General features: G+C 69.0%; 22 protein-coding genes. 12 read left to right on the top strand and 10 right to left on the bottom strand.

Going from position 1 to position 22,870, the window contains the following annotated elements; all coding sequences use genetic code 11:
• Positions 1 to 5: 5 nt before the first annotated feature.
• On the top strand, positions 6 to 1,118 hold the full coding sequence (locus tag ABNQ38_RS25975; RefSeq protein WP_377808739.1) for an anhydro-N-acetylmuramic acid kinase: 1,113 nt from the start codon (positions 6 to 8) through the stop codon (positions 1,116 to 1,118).
• Here ABNQ38_RS25975 and ABNQ38_RS25980 read toward each other — a convergent pair.
• Both ABNQ38_RS25980 and aat read right to left on the bottom strand, forming a co-directional pair.
• The gene (locus ABNQ38_RS25980; protein ID WP_377808740.1) at positions 1,016 to 2,602 is read right to left on the bottom strand and encodes a hypothetical protein; all 1,587 of its coding nucleotides are present in this window, start codon (positions 2,600 to 2,602) and stop codon (positions 1,016 to 1,018) included. The two genes, ABNQ38_RS25975 and ABNQ38_RS25980, sit on opposite strands and share 103 nt — an antisense overlap.
• A gap of 147 nt (positions 2,603 to 2,749) precedes the next feature.
• Complete coding sequence (gene aat / locus ABNQ38_RS25985) at positions 2,750 to 3,403, bottom strand: leucyl/phenylalanyl-tRNA--protein transferase (RefSeq protein WP_377810120.1); 654 nt, start codon at positions 3,401 to 3,403, stop codon at positions 2,750 to 2,752.
• Positions 3,404 to 3,553: 150 nt separating this feature from the next.
• Here aat and ABNQ38_RS25990 point away from each other — a divergent pair, with 150 nt between their 5' ends.
• Positions 3,554 to 4,294, top strand: a complete 741-nt coding sequence (locus ABNQ38_RS25990) for a ribonuclease T (RefSeq protein ID WP_377808741.1) — start codon at positions 3,554 to 3,556, stop codon at positions 4,292 to 4,294.
• 3 nt (positions 4,295 to 4,297) lie between these two features.
• Here the strand turns inward: ABNQ38_RS25990 and ABNQ38_RS25995 are convergent, their stop codons facing one another.
• Both ABNQ38_RS25995 and ABNQ38_RS26000 read right to left on the bottom strand, forming a co-directional pair.
• Positions 4,298 to 5,221, bottom strand: coding sequence for an NAD(P)H-hydrate dehydratase (locus ABNQ38_RS25995; RefSeq protein WP_377808742.1), 924 nt, complete (start codon positions 5,219 to 5,221; stop codon positions 4,298 to 4,300).
• A gap of 39 nt (positions 5,222 to 5,260) precedes the next feature.
• Positions 5,261 to 6,025 (bottom strand): histidine phosphatase family protein, encoded by a 765-nt coding sequence (locus tag ABNQ38_RS26000; RefSeq protein WP_377808743.1) that lies wholly within the window; start codon positions 6,023 to 6,025, stop codon positions 5,261 to 5,263.
• 195 nt (positions 6,026 to 6,220) lie between these two features.
• Between ABNQ38_RS26000 and ABNQ38_RS26005 the strand changes: the two genes are divergently transcribed.
• The 5 genes from ABNQ38_RS26005 to ABNQ38_RS26025 all read left to right on the top strand — a co-directional run bounded on the left by ABNQ38_RS26005 (position 6,221) and on the right by ABNQ38_RS26025 (position 10,684).
• The gene (locus ABNQ38_RS26005) at positions 6,221 to 7,327 is read left to right on the top strand and encodes an alkene reductase (RefSeq protein ID WP_377808744.1); all 1,107 of its coding nucleotides are present in this window, start codon (positions 6,221 to 6,223) and stop codon (positions 7,325 to 7,327) included.
• Positions 7,328 to 7,580: 253 nt separating this feature from the next.
• Positions 7,581 to 8,147: a cold-shock protein gene (locus tag ABNQ38_RS26010; RefSeq protein ID WP_109047933.1), complete on the top strand. Its 567-nt coding sequence runs from the start codon at positions 7,581 to 7,583 to the stop codon at positions 8,145 to 8,147.
• A 415-nt stretch (positions 8,148 to 8,562) separates the two neighbouring features.
• Complete coding sequence (locus ABNQ38_RS26015; protein WP_377808745.1) at positions 8,563 to 9,183, top strand: YgjV family protein; 621 nt, start codon at positions 8,563 to 8,565, stop codon at positions 9,181 to 9,183.
• Positions 9,180 to 9,887, top strand: a complete 708-nt coding sequence (locus ABNQ38_RS26020) for a Crp/Fnr family transcriptional regulator (RefSeq protein WP_246307108.1) — start codon at positions 9,180 to 9,182, stop codon at positions 9,885 to 9,887. The genes ABNQ38_RS26015 and ABNQ38_RS26020 overlap by 4 nt, the downstream gene beginning before the upstream one ends.
• 128 nt (positions 9,888 to 10,015) lie before the next feature.
• On the top strand, positions 10,016 to 10,684 hold the full coding sequence (locus tag ABNQ38_RS26025; RefSeq protein WP_377808746.1) for an MT-A70 family methyltransferase: 669 nt from the start codon (positions 10,016 to 10,018) through the stop codon (positions 10,682 to 10,684).
• A 26-nt stretch (positions 10,685 to 10,710) separates the two neighbouring features.
• On the opposite strand, the gene ABNQ38_RS26030 is transcribed toward ABNQ38_RS26025, so the two are convergent.
• From ABNQ38_RS26030 to ABNQ38_RS26045, 4 genes are all read right to left on the bottom strand, one after another.
• Positions 10,711 to 11,340, bottom strand: a complete 630-nt coding sequence (locus ABNQ38_RS26030) for an HAD family phosphatase (RefSeq protein ID WP_247879566.1) — start codon at positions 11,338 to 11,340, stop codon at positions 10,711 to 10,713.
• 13 nt (positions 11,341 to 11,353) lie between these two features.
• Positions 11,354 to 12,121 carry a DsbA family protein gene (locus tag ABNQ38_RS26035; protein ID WP_377808747.1) on the bottom strand — a complete coding sequence of 256 codons (768 nt, stop codon included), beginning with the start codon at positions 12,119 to 12,121 and terminating at the stop codon, positions 11,354 to 11,356.
• Between the two features lie 133 nt (positions 12,122 to 12,254).
• Positions 12,255 to 13,685, bottom strand: a complete 1,431-nt coding sequence (locus ABNQ38_RS26040) for an esterase-like activity of phytase family protein (RefSeq protein WP_377808749.1) — start codon at positions 13,683 to 13,685, stop codon at positions 12,255 to 12,257.
• Positions 13,686 to 13,847: 162 nt separating this feature from the next.
• A complete protein-coding gene (locus ABNQ38_RS26045) occupies positions 13,848 to 15,185 on the bottom strand; it encodes a M48 family metalloprotease (protein WP_377808750.1) in 1,338 nt (445 codons plus the stop codon).
• Between ABNQ38_RS26045 and ABNQ38_RS26050 the strand changes: the two genes are divergently transcribed.
• Positions 15,184 to 16,623: a gamma-glutamyltransferase gene (locus tag ABNQ38_RS26050; protein ID WP_377808751.1), complete on the top strand. Its 1,440-nt coding sequence runs from the start codon at positions 15,184 to 15,186 to the stop codon at positions 16,621 to 16,623. The two genes, ABNQ38_RS26045 and ABNQ38_RS26050, sit on opposite strands and share 2 nt — an antisense overlap.
• Before the next feature lie 55 nt (positions 16,624 to 16,678).
• Positions 16,679 to 17,842, top strand: coding sequence for a pyridoxal phosphate-dependent aminotransferase (locus tag ABNQ38_RS26055; RefSeq protein WP_377808752.1), 1,164 nt, complete (start codon positions 16,679 to 16,681; stop codon positions 17,840 to 17,842).
• A gap of 51 nt (positions 17,843 to 17,893) precedes the next feature.
• On the opposite strand, the gene ABNQ38_RS26060 is transcribed toward ABNQ38_RS26055, so the two are convergent.
• The gene (locus tag ABNQ38_RS26060; RefSeq protein WP_098739178.1) at positions 17,894 to 18,631 is read right to left on the bottom strand and encodes an SDR family NAD(P)-dependent oxidoreductase; all 738 of its coding nucleotides are present in this window, start codon (positions 18,629 to 18,631) and stop codon (positions 17,894 to 17,896) included.
• Positions 18,632 to 18,958: 327 nt separating this feature from the next.
• Here ABNQ38_RS26060 and ABNQ38_RS26065 point away from each other — a divergent pair, with 327 nt between their 5' ends.
• Positions 18,959 to 20,194, top strand: coding sequence for a ChaN family lipoprotein (locus ABNQ38_RS26065; RefSeq protein ID WP_377808753.1), 1,236 nt, complete (start codon positions 18,959 to 18,961; stop codon positions 20,192 to 20,194).
• A gap of 8 nt (positions 20,195 to 20,202) precedes the next feature.
• Here ABNQ38_RS26065 and ABNQ38_RS26070 read toward each other — a convergent pair whose 3' ends face one another.
• Complete coding sequence (locus ABNQ38_RS26070) at positions 20,203 to 20,811, bottom strand: NUDIX hydrolase (protein ID WP_377808754.1); 609 nt, start codon at positions 20,809 to 20,811, stop codon at positions 20,203 to 20,205.
• 147 nt (positions 20,812 to 20,958) lie between these two features.
• Here ABNQ38_RS26070 and rmuC point away from each other — a divergent pair, with 147 nt between their 5' ends.
• Together rmuC and ABNQ38_RS26080 are read left to right on the top strand one after the other, a co-directional pair.
• Positions 20,959 to 22,416: a DNA recombination protein RmuC gene (gene rmuC, locus ABNQ38_RS26075; protein ID WP_377808755.1), complete on the top strand. Its 1,458-nt coding sequence runs from the start codon at positions 20,959 to 20,961 to the stop codon at positions 22,414 to 22,416.
• Positions 22,417 to 22,498: 82 nt separating this feature from the next.
• Positions 22,499 to 22,717, top strand: coding sequence for a hypothetical protein (locus ABNQ38_RS26080; protein WP_377808756.1), 219 nt, complete (start codon positions 22,499 to 22,501; stop codon positions 22,715 to 22,717).
• Positions 22,718 to 22,870: the final 153 nt, after the last annotated feature.

Consider the following 22,870-nt stretch of genomic DNA (forward strand, 5'->3'; position numbering starts at 1 on the left):
AGCGGATGATGGAAGCGAAGGAGGGGCTGCGCACGGTCGTCGGCCTGATGAGTGGCACGTCGATGGACGGCATCGACGCCGCTCTGCTGCGCACCGACGGCCGCGACCGGGTCGAGGCGCTGGACTTCCTGACCATCCCCTACGACGACGGCTTCCGGACCCGGCTGCGCGGCTGCCTCGGCAAAAGCGATGTCAGCGGCGGGCCGGTGGCGGAGGTCGAGCGCGACCTGACCGACGCCCATGCCGACGCGGTGCGCCGCCTGCTCGACAAGGCGGGCGTCGCGGCGGCGGAGGTTGAACTGATCGGTTTCCACGGCCACACCATCCACCATGATCCGGACTGGCGCCTGACCTGCCAGATCGGCGACGGCGCCCGTCTGGCCGCGGCGACCGGCATTGCCGTGGTCAACGATTTGCGCAGTGCCGACGTCGCCGCGGGCGGGCAGGGCGCACCGCTCGTTCCGCTGTTCCACCGGGCGCTGGCCCATGGTCTGCCGCGCCCGCTCGCAGTTCTCAACATCGGCGGCGTTGCCAATGTCAGCTGGATCGGTCCCGATCCGCAGGAGGGGGAAGCCGATGTGGTCGCCTGCGACACCGGGCCGGGCAATGCCCTGATCGACGACTGGGTGCTGCGCCATGGGCATGGCCGCTTCGATGCCGGCGGCGCGCTGGCGGCGGCGGGCCAAGTGGACGACGCGGCGCTGGCCGCATTGATGGCCCATCCCTATTTCGACCGCCCGGCGCCCAAGTCGCTGGATCGCGACGCCTTCGACCCGGCGCCGGTGACGGCATTGTCGCCGCAGGACGGCGCGGCCACCCTGACCGCCTTCACCGCCGGGTCGGTCGCCCGCGTCGTGCCCCACTTGCCGGCCCCGCCGGTGCGCTGGCTGGTCTGCGGCGGCGGGCGCCACAACGCCACGCTGATGGCGATGCTGGCCGACCGGCTGGGCGTACTCGTCGAGCCCGCCGACACCGTCGGCTGGGACGGCGACGCGCTGGAGGCGCAGGCCTTCGGCTATCTCGCCGTGCGCAGCAGGCTGGGGTTGCCGCTCAGCCTGCCGGCGACCACCGGGGTGCCGGTGCCCATGCCCGGCGGCGTGTTCCACCCGGTCGGCTGACCCGAACCTGTGCGCCCCTTCCGGCCGGCGGGCAGGAGGTCGCGGCTGGCATCGCGGCTGCGGGCCGTCGCCAGCAGAACCAGGGCGGCGAAGGGCACGAGCCAGATCACGCGGTTCTGATAGCGGTCATGGACGGCCGACAGCCCGCCGGTGACGACGGCGTTCAGCGTCAATCCCATGCCGATCACCAGAAGCAGCATCCGCACCCGTCCGTCGACCCGCCGCCAGCGCCCCAACCCCAGCGCGGCCAGTCCCAGCACGCCGAGCGACAGCGACAGATCCTGGATCAGCGCCAGTTCGTCGCGGGGAAAGCGCTGCTGCGTTTGCAGCGACCGGTCGAAGGCGGCATAGACCGGTACCGGGAAACGGCTGAACAGGCGGCGGGTCAGCGGCTTGACCGGGTCGTTGAGGGTGTCGTCGGGCTGGACCTCGACGAACTGGCCGGCGGCATTCGCCAGCCCATGCGTGGCGACCGCGGCCGGGCGGCTGGCGATGGTATTGTGGGCGATCTCCGCCGCTTCGGCGACGAAGCGGGGCTGGTCGCCGAAGCGGCGGCGGGCGCCGTCGGGATGCCAAAGGAAATAGTCGGAGGTGACATAGCCGGGCGCGCTGCGGTCCAGGCTGTCCAGGCTGCCGCACAGCAGGTAATCGCGGCTGCGGCAGGCCTCGGCCAGATAGTCGCGCGCCGGACCGTCGCCGATCAGCCGGGCGAGCAGGAAGACGGGGGAGCTTTCGGACAGCACCGGCCGGCCGGCGGTCAGCAGGTTGGAACCGGTCAGCAGCCCGACCGCCAGCACCATCGGCAGCAGCACCCCCCACGCCAGCGACCGCAGCATCGCGCGGTCGTGCCACAGCGCCCAAAGCCCGAGCAGAATGATCATCCCGCCCAGGATCGCCAGATGGCTGAGATGGGAGACGATTGTTCCGGTGAGCGCCGCAACGGTCAGCAGCCGCTGAACGGCGGTCAGGGCCGGCCAGCGGACGACGACGACATAGACGAGCAGGATCGCCAGCCCGGTCAGGAAGTCCGGCATGATCGTCGCGGCGTGCAGCGACAGGCTGGTGGTCAGCCCCAGCACCGCGGCGATGCCGAGGAACAGCCCCGGCCGGTCCGGTGCTCCCGCCGCTGGAAGGGCCGCGGTCAGGGCCGCCCGCAGGACCGCCGCCGCCAGGATGCCCTGGGCGAGCGGGATCAGCCAGACGCCCCAGCCGCTGGCGAAGGGCAGCAGGAACAGCATGTAGCCGAAGGGCCGCAGGAAGAAGATGTTGGCCGACGGGAGGCCGTGCACCGACAGGTCCGGCGGAGGCGTCCAGGTTGGCTGTGCCGCCCGGTGCAGGATGTTGAAGGCCGGCTCCAGATAGCCCGGCGTGTCGTCGAAGGTCAGCGGAAAGCCGTTCAGCACCAGCAACGGTGCGCCGATCAGGACTCCGGCAAGGACAAGGATCAGGGCAGACGAAATCAGGGATGCGTTCCAAAAGCGCATGGGCGCCTTCCAGCCATGGCGGTGGATGCGCGGAGGATGGCCGCCCCCGCTGCGACGCACAACGGATCGGGGGTGGTAGAGCGGGGCTGCGGCGCGGCGCTTCCGGGCATAACCCCCGGTGGCGGGATACCCCGTCAGCCAACCGGTTCAGCCGGGTGGCGTGACTGCCGACTCGAGCAGTTCGGCCAGCGCCGCCTGCTGGTCGACGCCACGGAAGTCGGTCTTGCGCTCCATCGCCGCGGCGAGGCGGCGGCGGTACTCGTTGCGCGGAATCTCGACGGCGCCGAACCGGCTGAGATGCTCGGTCACGAACTGGGTGTCGAGCAGGGCGAAGCCGGCGGCGCGCAGCCGGGCGACCAGATGGACAAGCGCGACCTTGCTGGCCCCGGTCTCGCGGCTGAACATGCTCTCGCCGAAATAGGCGCCGCCGATCGCCACCCCGTACAGCCCGCCGACCAGCCGGCCGTCGCGCCAGCATTCCACGCTGTGGGCGAAGCCGGCGTCGAACAGATCGCCGTAGAGACGAACGATGTCGTCGTTGATCCAGGTCTTCGGCCGCTCCTCCGTCGCTTCGGCGCAACCCTCGATCACCGCGCGGAAGGCGCTGTCGAACCGCAGCTCGAACGGGCAGCGCCGCAGCGTCTTGCGCAGGCTGCGCGCCACATGGAAGCCGTCCAGCGGCAGGATGCCGCGGCGTTCCGGGTCGAACCAGTGAAGCTCCCGCGATTCGGCGCTTTCGGCCATCGGGAAGATGCCGGCGGCATAGGCGCGCAGCAGAATCGGGGCGGACAGGGTGAACATGCCGGTCACTATACCCTCTGCCGGGACGGAACGCGCAAACGTTCGGCACAATGAGATTTGTCCGGGTGATGCCGGTGTCGAGACCCCGCGACAGAAACATCCTTCCATGGTATGCAACGCAGGGAAGCATAGACCAGGGGGAAGACCGTCATGCGAAGCGCCGCCGCCGCCATTCTGTCCGTTCTGGTTGCCGGACTGTTCACCGCAAGCCCTTCCTGGGCGCAGAGGCGGGCGGAGCCGGGGACCTTCGATTACTACATCCTGTCGCTGTCCTGGACGCCGACCTACTGTGCCCGCGACAGGAACGGTCCCGATCCCGACCAGTGCGGCGACCGGAAATACGGCTTCGTCATTCATGGCCTGTGGCCGCAGTACAATGACGGCAGCTATCCCGCCACCTGCACCCGCGACCGCAACCTGCCCAAGACGGTTGTTGACCAGACCATGCCGGTGATGCCCAGCGTCGGCCTGATGATGCATGAATGGCGCAAGCACGGGACCTGCTCCGGCCTGACCGCGACCGACTATTTCGCCAAGCTGCGCGCCGCCGCGACCAAGGTGACGATCCCCGAGACGATCAGGACGCCGGGCCCGACCGTGCCGGCGACCCAGGTGGAGCGGCTGTTCCTCGACGCCAATCCCGGCCTGACGGCGGAAGGGGTGGCGGTCATCTGTTCCCGGCGCGACGTGTCGGAGGTACGGGTCTGCCTGAACAAGGATTTGGGCTTCGTCGCCTGCGGCCAGAAGGTGGTCGACCGCTGCCGCGACCGCGACGCCGCCTTGTCGGCCGATGTGGCGCCGTCGCAGCCGCGCCGCAGCATGACGCCCCCGGCCAACCCGGCCCTGCCGCCGGCTCCGGCCTCTGCCAGCGTCGGTGCCCCGGTGCGGTAAGGCTCAGCGTCCGTCCGATTCGCTTGCCAGCGCTGCCATCACCGCCGGGATCTCCGCCAGCAGTTCGCGGGCGAGGAAGCCCAGCGGGCCGATGCGGCGGGTCAGGCGGTTGCCGGCCTCGCCATGCAGGTAGACGCCCCAGATTGCGGCCTGCTCCGGGCTGGCGCCGCGGGCCAGCAGGCCGGTGACGATCCCGGCCAGCGTGTCGCCGGACCCGGAGGTCGCCAGCCCTACCGTGCCGCCGCGGTAGGCCCAGGCGCGGCCATCCGGGGCGACGATGCGGGTGCAGCTTCCCTTCAACGCCACCACCGCTTTCAACTGGTCCGCCGCCTGCCTCGCGCAGCCGAGCGGGTCGGTGTCCACCCGGTCGCGGCAGCAGCCGAGCAGCCCGGCCATCTCGCCGGCATGGGGGGTGATCACCACGCGGCCCTCATGACGATGCAGCGCTGCCGCGTTCCGGCGCAGCCCGGCCAGTGCCCCGGCATCCAGCACGAAGCACGGCCCGTCCTCACCCACCTCAAGGCGGGTCAGCAGCTCTGCGGTCAGGTCGGCGACCGCCGCTTCGTTCATCATGCCCGGACCGATCAGCACCGTGTCGCAGCGCGAGGCCCGCTCGGACAGCGCCCTGGCCGAGTCGGGGGCAATTTCGCCGTCGGCGGTCTCGCGCAGGCCGGCGACCAGCGCCTCCGGCAGGGCGAGGCCCAGATGGGGTGCGATGCTGGCGGCGGTGGCGATCTGCAACTTGCCGGCCCCCGCCCGCAGCACGCCGATTCCGGCCAGCAGGGCGCCGCCCGGAACCGGAACGCTGCCGGCCACCACCAGCACCCGTCCGCGGGTTTCCTTGTCGCCGTGACCGTCCGGCTGGGGCAGAGGCATGCCACGCAGAAGCTCGGCGGTGACGGGGATTTCCTCGGTTGAGGCGTCCAATCGCTCCTCCTCGGCGGGTGGCAAGTGACGGATGGCGGCTTAGCGGGCGGCGATGGCGGCGTCCGGCTCCGCGGTGACCGGGGCGCCTGCCTCCTCCAGCGGGGCGACGAAGTTGTAGCGGTGCAGCAGCAATCCGCCGCGAGGCCCGGCCTGGGCGTCGAACCGGTATTCGGTGACGGAGCAGTTGGCGACGTCGCCGGCCGCGTCGATGGCCAGGATCTCCTCCTCCGTCAGATTCTCCAGCAGATAGCGCAGGCACAGCACCACCACCTGATGCCCGACGATCAGAACCCGCCGGCCACCGTGATGCAGGCTGACGGTGTCGAGCGCGCTGCGCAGCCGCAGGATCACGTCGCACCAGCTCTCACCCCCTGGCGGCCGGTGATAGAACTTGCCGAGCAGACGGCGGAACTCGGCCTGCTCGGGGAATTCCTGACGGATGCCGGCGGTGGTCAGCCGGTCGAGCACACCAAATTCCTTCTCGCGCAGCCGTTCGTCGACGACGAAGTCGTTGGGGTGGACCGGCAATCCGCCCGACTGGTGCAGCCGTTCCGCCGTGCGCATCGCCCGCCGGTAGGGGGAGGTCAGCACCACGTCTGGCCGCTCCACCGCCGGCATGGCGGCGAACCAGCGGCCGAGCGCGTCGGCCTGCCGCTCGCCCAATTGACTGAGCGGAACGTCCACGTCGCGTTCGGCGATGTCGATCCGGCTGAGTCCGGCGGCGTGCGCGGCGTCGCGGGCGACGTTCCCGGCGCTTTCACCGTGGCGGACGATCCAGAGGCGGTCGGGCCATGGGTGCTGCATCGACGGTCCCGTTTTCTGCTGAGGGAATCTGCCGGGAATAACCGCCGGGGAGCCCGAAAGGTCCCGTCGGGGTGCCTGATCCGGTATGGCAGCCATGCCGCCCATCCGGTTGCTGCGGTGCAGCGGAGCCTTGTCGGATGCCGATGACGGGCCACACTTTCCTGTCCAGTTTCTAATCAGCAGAATGGATCGGACATGACGGACAGCCAGGACGCGGCCCCCCTGTTCCAGCCGGTGACGATCGGACGCTACACCCTGCCCAACCGCATCGCCATGGCGCCGCTGACCCGCAGCCGCACCGACAACGCCACCGGTGTGCCGACCGCGATGAACGCCGAATATTATGCCCAGCGCGCCACCGCCGGCCTGATCGTCGCGGAGGCGACCCAGATCTCGCCCCAGGGCAAGGGCTATGCCTACACCCCCGGCATCCACAGCGCCGAACAGGTGGCGGGCTGGAAGCTGGTGACCGACGCCGTCCATGCGAAGGGCGGACACATCTGTCTGCAACTCTGGCATGTCGGCCGCATCTCCCACCCCGACCTGCAGCCGGGCGGAGCCCTGCCGGTGGCACCGTCGGCGGTCAAGCCGGAGATGAAGGCCTTCACCGTCGACGGCTTCAAGGACATCCCGACTCCGCGGGCGCTCGATGCGTCGGAACTGCCGGGGATCGTCGAGGATTACCGCCGCGCCACCCGCAATGCGCTGGCCGCCGGCTTCGACATGGTTGAGGTGCATGCCGCCAACGGCTATCTGATCGACCAGTTCCTGCGTGACGGCACCAACAAGCGCACCGACGCCTATGGCGGTTCCGTCGAGAATCGCGCCCGCTTCCTGTTCGAGGTGCTGGACGCGGTGATTGCGGAGGCCGGGGCCGACCGCGTCGGCATCCGCCTGTCGCCGCTGAGCCCGGCCAACGACGCCCAGGAAAGCGACCCGGTCGGCACCTTCAGCCCGGTGATCCGTCGTCTGAACGGCTACGGTCTGGCCTATCTGCACATGATCGAGGGCGTGACCCGCGGCCCGCATCCCGGCTTCGGCGGCGATCTCGCCGAGCTGCGCGGGCTCTATGAGGGCCGCTACATGGCCAACAATGTCTATGACCGTGCCATGGCGATCCAGGCGACGGCCAGCGGACATGCCGACATGATCGCCTTTGGCCGGCCCTTCATCGCCAACCCCGATCTGGTGGAGCGGCTGCGCATCGACGCCCCGCTGGCCGAACCGGACCAGAAGACCTTCTACGGCGGCGACCGCCACGGCTACACCGACTATCCCGCGCTGGCCCAGCCAGCCGGCTGATACCGCGGCGCACGGGGGACGTGCATAAGCCGTCCGAGTCGCGCCGACAGTCGCGGTACTGGGGTGCCGGAGGCGGGGGCGGAGCGGCACTTCGGTGCCGCTTTCGTCCGGCCGGCAGCCGGCGGGTGGGGATGCGTGAGCCTGGGGTGAGGCAATTAACGGCGATTCGGTCATCTTTCCTTTGGAAGGCTTGACCTGGGATCGGATACCTGTGACAACAGACTTTCGGCACACTCTATGAGCTTGAAGACACATGTTCGACCGCCCGCCCCGCCAGGGCTTCCGCGCTCCCGAGATCACCAAGTCCAACGTCACCGCCACCGTGAAGTGGTTTAACCCCACCAAGGGGTTCGGCTTCGTGTCGCCTGAGGACGGTTCGCCCGATGCCTTCCTGCACGTCTCTGCGGTTCAGGCCGCCGGCTACGACGCGCTGGACGAAGGCACCACCATCACCTGTGACCTGGCCCGTGGGCCGAAGGGTCCGCAGGTTGCCTCCATCCACACGGTCGATACGTCGACCGCTCAGCGTTCGGCCCGTCCGCGGACGACCGGTGGCTTCGACCGTGGCGGCTATGACCGCGGCGGCTACGATGCCGGCGGCAGCGCCGGTGGCGAAGAAGTCGACGGCACCGTGAAGTGGTTCAATGCCGATAAGGGCTTTGGCTTCATCACGCCCAGCACCGGTGGCAAGGACGTCTTCGTCCACGTCAACGTGCTGCGCCGTTCGGGCATGCAGACCCTCCAGGAAGGCGATCAGGTGCGCGTCACCGTTCGCCAGGGCCAGAAGGGTCCGGAAGCGGGCAAGGTCGAGTACCTGTAAGGCTCCGGAATATCCGGGCCTCGGCCGTAACGGCGTTCGTCCTCTCCGGACGCATGCCGCATCGGCTGGCTCCGCTTGGCTGAAAAGCCTGACGAGGCCCCGAGCCGACTTGGCTCCGGGCTTCCCGGTGAGAGTCCGGACTTTCAGCGCACGGTGCCTCCCTTGGGGGGCGCCGTGCGTTCCTGTCTTTTGTTCTGCTGCTTTTGCGGTCCTGGCTCGTGAGTGATCCGGCCGTGGCTCCAGTTCGGCCCGGCTGTTCGTTGCGTGTGTCTTCTCCGCTCTTTTCTGTTTCCTCCCGTCTGCTTTTCTGGCGCCGCCCTCCGGGGCGGCCGGCAGTGGTGAAGCAGCCGGCTTATCTAGGCTGGCTTGCCGGTCTCTCTTCTGCCGCCCCAAGCTGTCGAAGGCGCGATTCGGCATGAACGAGCTGCTGACCGTCCTGCTCCCGGCCGCTGAGGGCGGTGGATGGTCCCTGGCGCAGCTGGTGGGATTTTGCGGAACGCTCGGCGGCATGCTCTGGCCCTTCTTCCGCAGCCGCACCGGCATGCTGCTGGTGCAACTGGTACCCTGCCTGTGTTTCGCCCTGCATTTTGCCATGGTGGGCTCTCCGACGGCGGCGGCGCTGAACGGGCTTGCGGCGCTTCAGGTGGTGGCGGCGCTGGCGATCGGCGGCCGGCCGGCCTTCCGCATCGCCTATCTGTTGATTCTGCCGGTGATCGCCGCGGTGATGGCCCTCACCTGGTCCGGCCTGCCCTCGGCCTTCGCCGCGGCGGGAATGGCGCTGATCAGCCTCGCCCGCTACCAAACTCAGGTTGCGCGCTTCCGCGGCACCATGCTGGTGGCTTTGCCCTGTTGGTTCGTGCACAACAGTCTGGTGGGATCGGTGCCGGCGATGATCTCGGACGTCACCGGCATCGTCGTCAATGGCTGGATGCTGCTGCGCGGCACCGGGTCGGCGGCCTCATCGACATTGATGACGACACCAATGGCCCCACCAACACCAATTCCGTCGGCAAGCGGGGAGGGGAAGCTGCCATGACCGTCAACCATTCGAACCTGTCGGCGGAAGACGCCGCCGCACTGCGCGCGATCCCGCTGTTTGCCAAGCTGACCGACCGTGCGGTGTCGCTGCTCGGCGGCGTTGCCATCGTGCGGCCGGTGTCGCGTGGCACCACCCTGTTCCTGCAGGACGAGACGGCTGACCGTTTCTTCGTCCTGCTCGACGGCTGGGTGAAGCTGTACCGCCTGACCCGCGACGGGACCGAGGCGGTGGTGCATGTCATCGGCCCGGCGGAAAGCTTCGCCGAGGCCGCCATGTTCGCCGACGGCAAATTCCCGGTCTGTGCGGAGGCGGTGACCGACGCCCGCGTGATGACCCTGACCGCCGACGGATTCGCCCGCTGCCTGCGCGAGGATGACCGCATCGCCTTCGGCATGCTGGGGTCGCTGTCGGTCCGGCTGCGCCATCTGGTGACGCAGATCGAGCAGCTCCAGGTCCAGCCGGCGCCGCAGCGGGTCGCTGCCTTCCTGATGCGCGTCTGCCCGCCGGGCGATGGGCCGGCGCAGTTCCTGCTTCCCTTCGACAAGGCGTTGATCGCCCGCCGCCTGGGCATGCAGCCGGAAACGCTGTCACGGGCGCTGGCCAAGCTGCGGGCCGTGGGTGTGGAGACCCAGGGGCTGACCGTCAACGTTGCCGAGCGGGCCGCCCTGCGCGCCATGGCGGAGGCCGGCGAGGAGGAGTGACGGGATCGCGGGCGCCGGCGGCTGTGACAGCATCGGTTCCGCGGTTCAGACCGGATTGACGGCGCAGTCCCCCCGTGCGAGTTTGCACCCCTTCCGGTACCGCATTTGTTCAGGATTTCGAGGCAGCGATGGGCGACAGCAAGACGGTGGAGACGACATCGGATCCGGCGCAGGATCTGGTGGCCTTCGCCGGTGACCGGCGCTTCGCCACCGTGATGGCGGACCCGCCCTGGCGCTTCGTCAACCGCACCGGCAAGATGGCGCCGGAGCACCGCCGCCTGTCGCGTTACGGCACCATGACGGTGGAGGACATCTGCGCCCTGCCGGTCGCCGACATCGCCGCCCCGACCGCGCACCTCTATCTCTGGGTCCCCAACGCCTTGCTGCCGGAAGGCTTGCAGGTGATGCGCAACTGGGGGTTCGAGTACAAAACCAACCTGATCTGGCACAAGGTGCGCAAGGATGGCGGGTCGGACGGGCGCGGCGTCGGCTTCTATTTCCGCAACGTGACCGAACTGATCCTGTTCGGTGTGCGCGGCAAGAAGGCCCGGACGCTGCCGCCCGGCCGCACCCAGGTCAATCTGATCGAAAGCCGCAAGCGCGAGCACAGCCGCAAGCCCGACGAGCAGTATGAACTGATCGAGGCGTGCAGCCCCGGCCCCTATCTGGAGATGTTCGCCCGCGGCGCCCGGCCCAACTGGTCTGTCTGGGGCAACCAGGCCGACGACGGCTATGAGCCGACTTGGAAGACCTACGCCTTCAACTCCGCCACCGACCGCGAGGCGGCAGCGGAGTGATTTGCGCGGGAGCGTCGGCTCCCGCGTCATAGCACTCCCAACGACTCCAAGTCCCGCCGCAGCGCCTCGGCACCCAGGAACAGGTGCGCCGACATTCCCACCGACTTCGCCGCCTCGACATTGTCGGGGTTGTCGTCGATGAAATAGCACTCCTTCGGATCGAGACCGTAACGATCCATCAGCAGCCGATAGATCGCCGGATCGGGCTTCACCAGCCGTTCCTCACCCGAAACGATGATCCCGTCGAACCCGTTCAGGAAGTCGAAGCGCTTGCGCGTCAGCTCAAACTTGTCGACCGAGAAGTTGGTGATGGCATAGACGGGGACGCCGCGGGCCTTCAGCTCCGCCAGGATGTCCGGGGTGCCGGGGATCGGGCCGGGCACCATGCGCTCCCACATGTCGTCATAGGCGCGGATCAGCTCGGCGCAGTCCGGATGCTCCTCTGTCAGCAGGGCGACCGCATCCTTCCAGGGGCGGCCGCGGTCCTGCTCCAGGTTCCAGGCGGGGGTGCAGACCCCGTCGAGGAAATCCTCCATCAGGTCTTCATAGCCGTCGAACAGTTCGCGGTAGAGATGCCGCGGGTCCCATTCGATCAGCACCTGCCCGACGTCGAAGACGACGACGGACGGCTTGGCCCGCTCAGTCATTCCGGTCATGAAATGATCCGCCTCAACCCTTGGCGCGGGCGGCGTCGGTCAGCCGCTTCATGTCGTCCAGCTTGATGGCGCCGGGCACCAGCTCGTCACCGAAGACGAAGGCGGGGGTGCCGCGGATGTTCAGCTTCTCGGCAAGCGCCTGGTTGGCGGCGATCACCTTCAGCACGTCCGGCGATTCCATGTCCTTCTTCAGCCGGTCGGTGTCGAGACCGACCGACTTGGCCAACCGCATGATGACTGCTTCGTCCAGCTGGCCGCGCTGGGCCATCAGGGCGTTGTGGAATTCGACATATTTGCCCTGCCCGCGGGATGCGAGCGCCGCCTTGGAGGCGACGACGGACGCCGGCCCCAGGATCGGGAATTCCTTCAGGACGAAGCGCAGCTTGGGATCGCCCTTGATCAGCGACTGGGTGTCGGCCTGCACCGCCTTGCAGTAGCCGCACTGGTAATCGAAGAACTCCACGACCGTGATGTCGCCCTGCGGATTGCCGATGACCGGATCGGCCGGGCTGCGGAGCAGCTCCTGCTTGTTCTCCACCAGAGCCTTGCGGGCCTGCTCGGCCTCGGCCGTCTTCTGGCGCTCCTGCATGGCGTCGACCGCCTGCAGAATCACCTCCGGATGCTCCATCAGATAGTCGCGGACGATCTTCTCGATGGCGGCCTTCTGGTTGCCGTCGAAGCTCGCCGATTGCGCATGGGCCGGAATGGCGGCGGACAGCGCAAACGCCGCGACGGGCAGGGCGAGCAGGGCGGAACGCAGGAACGGCAGGGCGGGGCGCATGGGGGACGGTCTCCGAAACACGAAGGACATTGGGCCGAAGGCCGCCCACACTGGACCGACAACCCGGTCCGGACAAGCGCAAAACGCCTGCCCGGACCTCACGTTTCAGCGAGCGGCCGTCATCCATCGGCCGTCAGCGGGCGCGCAGCAGTTCGCCCACTGACAGCAGCGCCATCTCGTCGCCGTCGGCCCGGCCGATGGTCCGGCCGGTGGAATAGGGCAGGTTGTTGTCGTTGACGACGACGATGTGGTCGCCATCGACGATGTTCACCCCCTCAGGCCCGAGATGGGGCATGACGAAGCGGCCTTCCGGGGCCTGGCCGGCGCGGGCCTTGTGGTCGGGGTCGGCGATGTCCGTCAGGTCGATGTAGCCGACCTTGCGGACGAAGCCGTCGGCGTCCGCCCCGGCGATGTCGATCTTGTAGATGCGCTTGAAGGCGGCCGGCGCGTTGAAGCAGTCCGGCTTGACCTCGCCCTGGCAGGCCTGGGTCTTCGCCCCTTCGGTGGTGTCGTCGCGCTCGATCACCAGGGCGCTGCCGGCGTCGATCATCGCCATGTCGGCGACGACGTTGGCGTTGTCCTCCAGCCTGTACTTCCACGACTTGCCGGTGTACGTGCGGCTGGCGACGTCGAATTCTAGAATGCGGGTGTACGCACGGCCGTCCTTGTTCTCGAAGCCGTTGGCGGCGGCGTTCCACAGCGGGCCTTCCAGCGACGGGTACAGCGTCTTGCCGTCCGGCGACACGCCCATCGGTTCGAACCCGCGGGAGCGGCGGACCTCGAAGCTGACGGCGCCCGGCACCGCCGGCAGGCCGTTGTTGCGGTAATGGTCGGGCGAGCGGGCCGGCTTGCCGTCGATCACTGTCTCATGGACCGCGATCACCACGCCGTCCCGGTTCAGCTCCAGGATATAGGGGCCGAACTCGTCGCCGATGAACAGGCGGTCGTTCTGGACCACCAGCGATTCGGGATCGAAATCGGCACCGGTCAGGTAGCGGCTGCCGGTGTTCTCGTTGACGATGGCGAAGGGGACCTTGCGGTCGGGGTCGCGCAGGAAGATGGTCTCCAGACGCTGCATGGCGCCGCTCTGCCAGTCCGGCTTGACGCGGTGGACCATCAGCAGCGCATCGACCGAGTTCACCTTGCTGCCGAAGCCGTTGTCGGTCAGGGCCAGGAACTCGCCATTGGGCTGCGGCACGACCGCGGAGAAGCCCTGCACCGCTTGGCCTGCGACCGGCAGCATGATCTCCGTCTCACGCGGAGCTTTCGGGTCGGCGGCGAAGGAGGTGGCACGGATGGTGCCCACGGTGTCGACGCGCTTGCGGTCGGCATTGGTGAACTTGCCGGCGGTGGCGAACAGCGGACCGGCGTCGGCCGGCGCCTGCACCAGCGTGTCGGCCGGCAGCACCGCATGGCCGGCCAGCGTGGCGGGATAGCGCTTGGCCTGCTGGTCCTGCGCGTGGGCGGCGGTAACGGTCAGGCTGGCGGACATCAGGGCGACGGTGGCAAGCAGGGCGCCACGCCAGGAAGGGAGGCGCCAGGACGGCAGGCGGACTGACGGCATGCGGTGTACTCCGTGGACGGAACCGCGCGCCCTGTTTCACTCAGGCGCGCTCGATGTCCGCGGAATAGCAAGCGGCGATGACGTGGCCGGGACAGTTCAATGACCGTTGCGTTACCGGAAGGACGCTTTGGTCATATGACCCGCGCGCCCCCGAGAATCCCGTCAGCGCTCGGGCTTGTCGGCCCCGCCGGTCTGGCCGCGGATGTCCTGGGCGCGCAGCCAGCCGGGCGATCCGGTGGGCAGCATCTTTTCCGCCCGCTCCGCCTGCGCCTTGGCCATCGGCATATCGCCTCGGGCAAGCGCCTCCTCCGCCGTGGCGTAGGCGACCATGCCGTCGTTCTTCTTCATGCTCCAGGCCTGGGCGGTCAGCCGCCACAGGAAGGCCGACTGCGCCTTGCCCTTGGATGCGATCTGCAAATTCTTCAGCGCCTCGTCGGCCAGACGGGGGTCATGCTGCTCCAGCAGGGCGTGGGCGAGGGAGACCCGGATCGTGCCGGCATCGGAACCGGCCATCTCCACGGCCTTACGATAGGGAGCCACCGCATCCGGCGCCCGGCCGGTCTGCAGCATCAGGTCGCCCTTCATCTCGTAGAGATAGGGGTTCTTCGGTTCGTCGGCGATCAACCCATCGACCAGCGGCGTCGCCTGCTTGACATCGCCCTGGCGGAAATAGGCGTAAGCGCGGCCGTAGCGGGCGGCCGGCGACGGATCGTTCACCTTGTAGCGGACCAGGGCGCCACGCGGGTCGAGATAGCCGAAAAGCTTGGCCTGGACGCGCCGCAGGTCGGCCTCCGTCGCCGACGGCAGCTGGGCATTGCTGTAGCGGGAGCGGGCAACGAAGGCCTTCACCGCATCGATGCGCTCGCGCGTCAGCGGGTGGGTCAGGCGATAGCCGGCGTCGCGGTCGTTCATCAGCGGGTCGTTGACGCCCAACTTCTCCAGGAAGGTCTCCATCCCCTTGGCGGAGATGCCCGACTGTTCCAGGAAGGACAGGCCGGCCTGATCGGCCGAGGCCTCCTGGGTGCGGGAGAAGGACAGATAATTCCGCTCCGCCAGATGCTGGCCCAGCATGACGCCAGCCGCACCGGCGCCGGCATTGCGCGAGGCCAGACCGCCGGCGATGCCGAGACCCATGCCGAGCAGCGAGGCGAGGAAGGCATTGTTCATCGCTTCCGCCCCGCGGACCAGATGGCCGCCGGAGATGTGGCCGGTCTCGTGCGCGATGACGCCCAGCAGCTGGTCGGCGTTGTCGACGTCCAGCAGCAGTCCGGTGTGGATGAAGATGTTCTGTCCGCCGGCGACGAAGGCGTTCACCGTCGGATCGTTGATCAACAGAATCTGCACCGAGTCCGGGTCGATGCCGGCCGCCTGGAAGATTGGCCGGGCCATCTTGCGGATGATATGGTCCGTCTCGGCGTCGCTGAGGATTTGCATCTCCGACCGGCGCTGCGCGCTCGCCGGTGGCGCTCCCCACACCAGCGACATCAGACATACGGACATGATGGCGACGACCGAAACCAGCCTGCTGGGCTTGCGCACCGTGACGACCTCCGGCTTGGAACAGCGGACCCCCGCGCACGACCGGCGGAGCCCGCGACACACTCGCCTGCAAATCTGGCAACGGTTGGGCGCGGTTGCCATAGCTGCATCACTGCTGTCGGGCTGCGTCAACACCAAGTTCAAGACCGACGCCACGGTGCAGAGCTTCGTCGTCGCCGACGAGCCCTATGCCGCCGGTGTGGGGCGCGACATCATCGCCCAGGGCGGCAAGGCCGGCGACGCGGTCGCGGCGATGGCCCTGGCGATGACCGCCAGCCTGCCGTCGCGCGTCGGGCTGACCGGCGGCGGCGTCTGCGTGCTGTTCGACGCGGCGTCGAAGAAGGCCCGCACCATCGATTTCCTGCCGCGCCCAGCCGGTGCCGGCGGCGTCGCCATGCCGGCGATGGCGCGCGGCCTGTATGCCGTCCAGGCTGCCGCGGGTGCGATGCGGTGGGAGCAGGTCGTCGCCCCGGCCGAACAGCTGGCCCAGTTCTCGCCCGGCCTCAGCCGCGCGCTGGTGCAGGACCTCGGCACTTTCGGCGGGCGGCTGGCACCCGACTCGGAGACGAGGCGGCGCTTCCTCGGCAGCGGCACTCCGGCGGTCGGCGCCGTGGTCGGCCAGCCGGAGCTGGCGGCGACGCTGTCGGTCCTGCGACGCCAGGGGGTGGGCGCTTTCTACAATGGGCCGCTCGCGGCGACGGTCGCCCAGGGCGCCGGCATCGACCCGGCGCAGCTGCGTGCCTACCAGCCGCGCGTCGGCGGCACGCTGACCGTGCCCTTCGACATCACCGATCTGCATGTTCCCGACATGAGCGATCCGGAGACCGGTGCCGCCCTGGTCCAGGCCTGGAAAGCGGTGGCGTCTCTGCCGCCGGCCGAGCGCGCCACCCGCGCCGCCCAGCTGCTGGGCGCCACCGGCAAGGGGCCAACCACCACCGGGGCTGCCGCAGGAGCCGGCGTGATGGTGATCGATCCCGACGAGAACGGCGCCGCCTGCGCCTTCACCCAGGGAGCGCCCTTCGGCACCGGCCGCGGCATCCCCGGCACCGGCATGCTGGTGGCCCAGGGGGTGGACCGCGGCGATTTCGGTGCGCCTGCGCTGATCGCCAACTCCATCGTCGGCCGCACCCTGTTCGCCGGGGTCGGCACCGCCAACGGCGACGACGGCCCGGCCGCCGGCCCGGCGGCGCTGCTGTCGGTCGCCCTGCCGTCCGGTCTGGAGGAGACCTCCACCGCGCCGCAGATTCAGGCAGCCCGGCCGCAATCCATTCCCGGTCGCGTCAGCTTCATCGGTTGCCGGGTATCGACCGAGAACGGGATCCGCTATTGCCAGACGGCGAACGACCTGCGTGCCGGCAGCCTCGCGCTGACGGTGGAAAGCGAGCGCAAGCGGGACTGAGTCCCGGACAATAATGGCCCGGCCCAAGGCCGGCGACAGGTAGAGACGGACGATCATGAGCAAGCAGCCCAAGGTTTCCAAGCGGGGCGCCATTCCGCCCTTTTTCGTGATGGAAGTGATGCGCGCCGCCGCCGAGCGCGAAGCCGCCGGCCTGGAGGTCCTGCATATGGAGGTGGGGCAGCCGTCCAGCGGCGCGCCGAAGGGCGTGGTGCAGGCGGCGGCCACCGCGGTGGTCGGCACCGACCCGCTGGGCTACACCGGCGCGCTCGGCATCCCGCCGCTGCGCGCCGCCATCGCCAAATGGTACAAGGACCGCTACGGCGTCGAGGTGCCGGAGGGCCGCATGGTCGTCACCACCGGGTCGTCGGGTGCGTTCCAGCTGGGCTTTCTCGCCGCCTTCGATCCGGGTGACAGGGTGGCGATGGCCTCGCCCAGCTATCCGGCTTACCGCCACACCCTGACTGCGGCCGGCGTGATCCCGGTGGAACTGCCGACCGGGCCGAAGCATCGTTTCCAGCCGACCGTCGAACTGCTGGAGGCGCTCGACGAGCCGGTGCAGGGGCTGATCGTCGCCAGCCCGGCCAACCCGACCGGCACGATGCTGAGCCGGGAGGAACTGACCGCGCTGTCCGACTGGTGTCGCGCCAACGGCGTGCGCATGGTGTCGGACGAGATCTACCACGGCCTGACCTATGGCACCGACGCGGTCACCGCGGCCGAGGTCAACGATCAGGCGCTGGTGGTCAACAGCTTCTCCAAATATTTCTCGATGACCGGCTGGCGGCTGGGCTGGATGATCGTTCCGGACGATCTGCTGCGCTCCGTCGAATGCCTGGCGCAGAACCTGTTCATCTCTGCGCCGACGCTGAGCCAGGTCTCCGCGGTTGCCGCCTTCGATTGCACGGAGGAGCTGGACGGCCACGTCGCCCGCTATGCCCGCAACCGCGCGCTGCTGCTGGAGGAGCTGCCGAAGGCCGGCTTCACCAAGATGGCCCCGGCCGACGGCGCCTTCTACATCTATGCCGACGTGTCGGACATGACCGACGACAGCGAGGCGCTGGCGAAGCGGATCTTGGAGGAGACGGGCATCGCCTGCACCCCCGGCATCGATTTCGACACCGCTCGTGGCCGCCGCTTCCTGCGCTTCAGCTTCGCCGGGGCGGAAGTGACCATCGCCGAGGCGGCGCGGCGGCTGATCGCTTGGCGGGCGGGGAAGTAGGACGTTTTCCGGCGGGGGCCTTCGCTGCGGCGGCCCCCGCCTTTCCTTCGTTCAGAACAGATGCTGCCCACCGGTGATGAAGGTCTCCGTCCCCGTCACATAGGCCGAGTCCGGGCCGCACAGGTAGAAGATCACCGCGGCGACATCCTCCGGCGTGCCCATGCGCTTCAGCGGGATGCGCGGGATCAGCACGTCATATTCCGGGCCGGTCATCGCCGTTTCGATCTCTCCGGGGGCCACCGCGTTGACGCGGACGCCGATCTCCGCGAACTCCACCGCCATTTCGCGAGTCAGGCCGGACAGCGCCGCCTTCGAGGTCGAATAGGCCGAGCCGGCGAAGGGATGCACCGAATGGCCGGCGATGGAGGTGACGTTGACGATGGCCCCTTTCGCCCGCGATAGCGGAGCGGCGAAGCCGCGCGCCAGAACCAGGGCGGCGAAGAAGTTCAGCTCGAACACCCGATGCCAGCCCTCGATCGAGCCGTTCAGGCAGCCGAGCCGCTCCTTGATCGGCGTCTTCGGCGAAATGCCGGCGTTGTTGATCAGGGCGTGCAGCGGTGCGCCGTCCAGCGCCTTGTTCGCCTCCTCGACGAAGGCGGCGCGACTGGCGGGGTCCGACAGGTCCGCCGGGATGTGGTGGGTCCAGTTGGGATCGCGGCGGCAATGGGCCGGCACATCCTCGCGCGAGCAGGAGATCACGCGCCAGCCTTCGTTGCTGAACCGGGTGACGGTGGCGTGTCCGATACCCCGGCTGGCGCCGGTGAGAATGACGACTTTGCGGTGCGGCATGGGGGCTGCGCTTCACGAATGATTGCGGTCGGCGGGGAAAGCGGACGCCCTGGGAACGGCCTCGGGAGTTCCGGATGGGAGGATCGAAGGCCTCCTCATCCGCCGGTGGTCCACCGCCTGCGGCGATCCTACCCGCCCCCGCACCGCCTGTCATCACCGCCTGTCATCCGCCAGTATGCCAGCTTCTCCCGGCTGTCCGGTCTGCGCCGGGGGCGGCATATGGCGCGGCGGGAGGCGTGGCAGAACGACGCAATCGGCGACCTTGTCCATTGACGTTGCGCCCGGCAGCGCCAACCTTGGCGAATCCCCGCAAGACGGAGCCAGCCCTTGCCGCGCCAGCCTTTCCGTCCCCTTGCGTCCTTACTGCGCCGTCGCCTTGTCCTGCTGACCGTCACGGCGCTGTCCATGACCGTGTCGGCCGGCTGGGCTGCGGAGCCCTTGCGGGTCGCCTGCGTGCCGCCCGGCGTCTGGGCCGACAGTGCCGGTGCGGCGGTGGAGCCGGTGCCGCTGCTGCGCCGCCTTGCCGAGGCGCCGGTGGTTTTGCTGGGGGAGCAGCATGACAAGGCGGACCACCATCGCTGGCAATTGCACACCCTTGCCGGCTTGCATGCCCTGAACCCCGATCTTGCCGTGGGCATGGAGATGCTGCCGCGCCGGCTGCAGCCGGTGCTCGACCGCTGGGTGGCGGGCGGGATGACGGAGGGCGAGTTCCTGAAGGCGACGGACTGGCGCACGGTCTGGGGCTTCGACCCGCAATTCTACCTGCCGATCCTGCAATTCGCCCGCCTGCACCGGCTACCGGTGGTGGCGCTGAATGTGGAACGGTCGCTGATCGGCCGTACCGCTCGCAACGGCTGGGCCACCATCCCGGAGGCGGAGCGCGAGGGCGTCGGCACGCCCGCCGCCCCGACGGAGGCCTACCGCAGCCGCCTGACCGAGACGCTGGCGGCGCACGACCGCTCCGAAGCCCGCTCCGCCGCACCGGCCGACGCGCCCGACAGCGCGGTCAAGCGCTTCATCGAGGCGCAGGGCGTCTGGGACCGTGCGATGGCGGAGAAGATCGCCGAAACCCGCCGCACCACCGGCCGTCTCGTGGTTGGCATCCTGGGGGAGGGGCATGTCGCCCGCCGTGACGGCGTTCCGCACCAGCTGGCCGATCTCGGCATCGGCGATTCGGCCGTGCTGTTGCCCTGGGACGCCGACCGCGACTGCGACGAGCTGGATGGCCGCATCGCCGATGCGGTGTTCGGCTTGGGGCCGGAACGGGAGGATGCGGAGCCACAGCGCCCCAGGCTGGGCGTGCAGCTCGACCCCGGTCCGGAGGGGATCATGGTGGGGGCGGTCAGCAGCGGCAGCGTGGCCGCGGCGGCGGGCCTGCGCACCGGCGACCGCATCCTGATCGCCGCCGGCACGCCGGTGCGTGCACCGGCCGATCTGGTCGCGGTGATCCGCCGGCAGGCGCCGGGCACCTGGCTGCCGCTGACCATCCGGCGCGACGGGGCGGAGCAGGAGGTGGTGGCGAAGTTCCCGGTGGACGGGGTGGCGCACCCGCCCCAACCCTGACTTGGCCCTTACAGCATCTTCTCCCACCGGGCGAGCGCGTCCGGCGTGGGGTTGACTGCCGGGGCGCAGTCGGAGCGGCCGAGCCGCTCACGATGCTCGCGCAATGCCCAGACGACGGTGGGGAAGGCAAGCTCATCCCAGGGGATGTCCTTCCACTCGAACAGGCCGACCTCAAGGCTTTCCGGGCCGGGCTCCACGTCGGGCGAGAGCAGGCGGGCGCGGAAGATCATCTGGACCTGACTGATGCGCGGGATGTCGTAGATCGCCAGCAGATGGTCGATGTCGATGCGCGCCCGTGCCTCCTCCCAGGCTTCGCGGGCGGCGCCGTCGCGGGTGCTCTCGCGCTCTTCCATATAGCCGGCGGGCAGGGTCCAATAGCCCTTGCGCGGCTCGATGGCGCGGCGGCAGAGCAGGATGCGGCCATCCTCCCATGTCGCCACGGCGCCCACCACGATCAGCGGGTTCTGATAGGCGATATAGCCGCAGTCCGGGCACATCAGCCGTTCACGGTCCTCGCCGGGCGGGATGGCGCGGACGCGCGGGCCGCCGCAGTTCGGGCCGCAATCGTTCGTGCCGCTGTCGGGGGATTTGTCGTCGGGGAGAGTGTCGTCTGGCATGGCTTCCGATATGGCGCCGTATCCTTGGTTGGGCAAGCGGAGAAAGCGACGGCCGGGCCGCTGCAATCCATGGCGCGTTCGCGCCCTGTTCCAATTCGCGATTCGTTCCGATAGGCTGCTCCCAGTCCAGAGGTGAGGGGATTTGGGGTGACGCAGTTCCTGGTCAACGGGATGGTGGTGGATGGCGCATCGCTGGCGATAGGGCTTGCGGCCGGTCTGCTGCTGGGCGCCGCCGTCGCCTGGGCGGTGCTGCGCGCTGCTGCCGGCCGGGCCGAAGCGGCCGCCGCCGCTCTGCACGCCGAGTTCGCCACCCGCCTTGACCTCGCCGAGCGGACCGAGGGCGACCTGCGCGAGGAGATCGAGGCGCGCGACCACCAGATCGCCCGCCTGCATGGCGAGGTCGCCAACGCCCGCGAACGCCATGCCCAGCTGTCCACCCGGCTGGAGGCGGAACGGACCGCGGCGGCGGAAAAGATGGCGCTGCTGGAGCGCGCGCAGGCGGCGCTGGCCGACAGCTTCAAGGCGCTGTCGGCGGAGGCTCTGCACCAGAACAACCGCAGCTTCCTCGATCTGGCGCGGGAAACGCTGGCCGGCTTCCAGGAGCAGGCGAAGGGCGACCTCGACAAGCGCCAGACTGCAATCGCCGCCATCGTCGATCCGGTGCGCCAGAGTTTGGAGGCGATGGACCGGCAAATCCGCGAGCTGGAAAGCACGCGGGCGGGGGCCTATGAGGGGCTGAAGCAGCAGGTGCTGTCGCTGGTGGAGACGCAAAGCGCGCTCAGAGCGGAAACCGGCAACCTTGTCCGGGCCTTGCGGACCCCGGCGGCGCGCGGGCGCTGGGGCGAAATCCAGCTGCGGCGGGTCTGCGAGATGGCGGGGATGCTCGACCACTGCGATTTCGTCGAGCAGGTTTCGGTCGACAGCGGCCGGCTGCGCCCCGACCTGATCGTCACGCTGCCCGGCGGCAAGACCCTCGTGGTCGATGCCAAGACCCCGCTGGAAGGCTATCTGGACGGCATCCAGGCGGTCGACGACACGGTCAGGCGCGACGGCATGGTCCGCCATGCCCGCCATGTGCGCGACCACATGAAGCAACTCGGCACCAAGGGCTATTGGGACCAGTTCGACGACAGCCCGGAATTCGTCGTGCTGTTCCTCCCCGGCGAAAACTTCTTCTCGGCAGCGCTGGAGCAGGACCCGGCACTGATCGAGGCCGGCATCGACCATCGCGTGATTCTGGCGACGCCGACCACCCTGATTGCCCTGCTGCGCGCCGTCGCCTATGGCTGGCGGCAGGAGCGGCTGGCCGACAATGCCCGCGAAATCAGCGCGCTCGGCGCCGAGCTGTACAAGCGCCTGTCCGACCTGGGCGGCCATATGGACCGGCTGGGCGGGCAGTTGGACAAGGCAGTCGGCTCCTACAACAGCGCGGTCGGAACGCTGGAATCGCGGGTGCTGGTCAGCGCGCGCCGTTTCCGCGACCTGCATGCCGCGCCGGAGGGGGCGGAGATGCCGCTGCTCGAACCGCTGGACCACAGCCCGCGCCGCCCGCAGGCGACGGAACTGCGCGCAGTGTCTCCGGTCGAGACCACTGCGGCCGATTGAGGCATTCCGACCGATGGATGCAGAGCCGCCGGCATGCTATCCCTGCGGTCTGACAGCTTTATCGATCCGATGGAACCCGCCGATGAGTGACCAGACGGCAACCGGCCAAACAGCCACCAAACAGACGGCAACCGAACAGACCGTCCGCTGCGACCGCTGTGCCCACCGCTATCCCGCCGCCGAGGAGGGGTGCCCGCGCTGCCGGTCGATTCGCCGCACCAACGCCGTCATCGTGGCGCTGCTGGTGATGCTGGTGATTCTGGCCCTGGTCGGCTGGGTCGGCACCTTGGTCTTGACCTGAGATCGGCCCCGGCACTTTGGTTGGTCCTTGCGCAGTCGCTGCACAATCTGAGAGCAATGCGCGCAACGAAACATCATTTCTTTATGCGGTGATAATCGAGCAAGTTTTTTGCTTGTCATATTAGTGTTATTTTGAGAAGCAACACCATGCCGT

This window comes from Azospirillum sp. A29 (assembly GCF_042604625.1).
GTDB lineage: Bacteria > Pseudomonadota > Alphaproteobacteria > Azospirillales > Azospirillaceae > Azospirillum > Azospirillum palustre.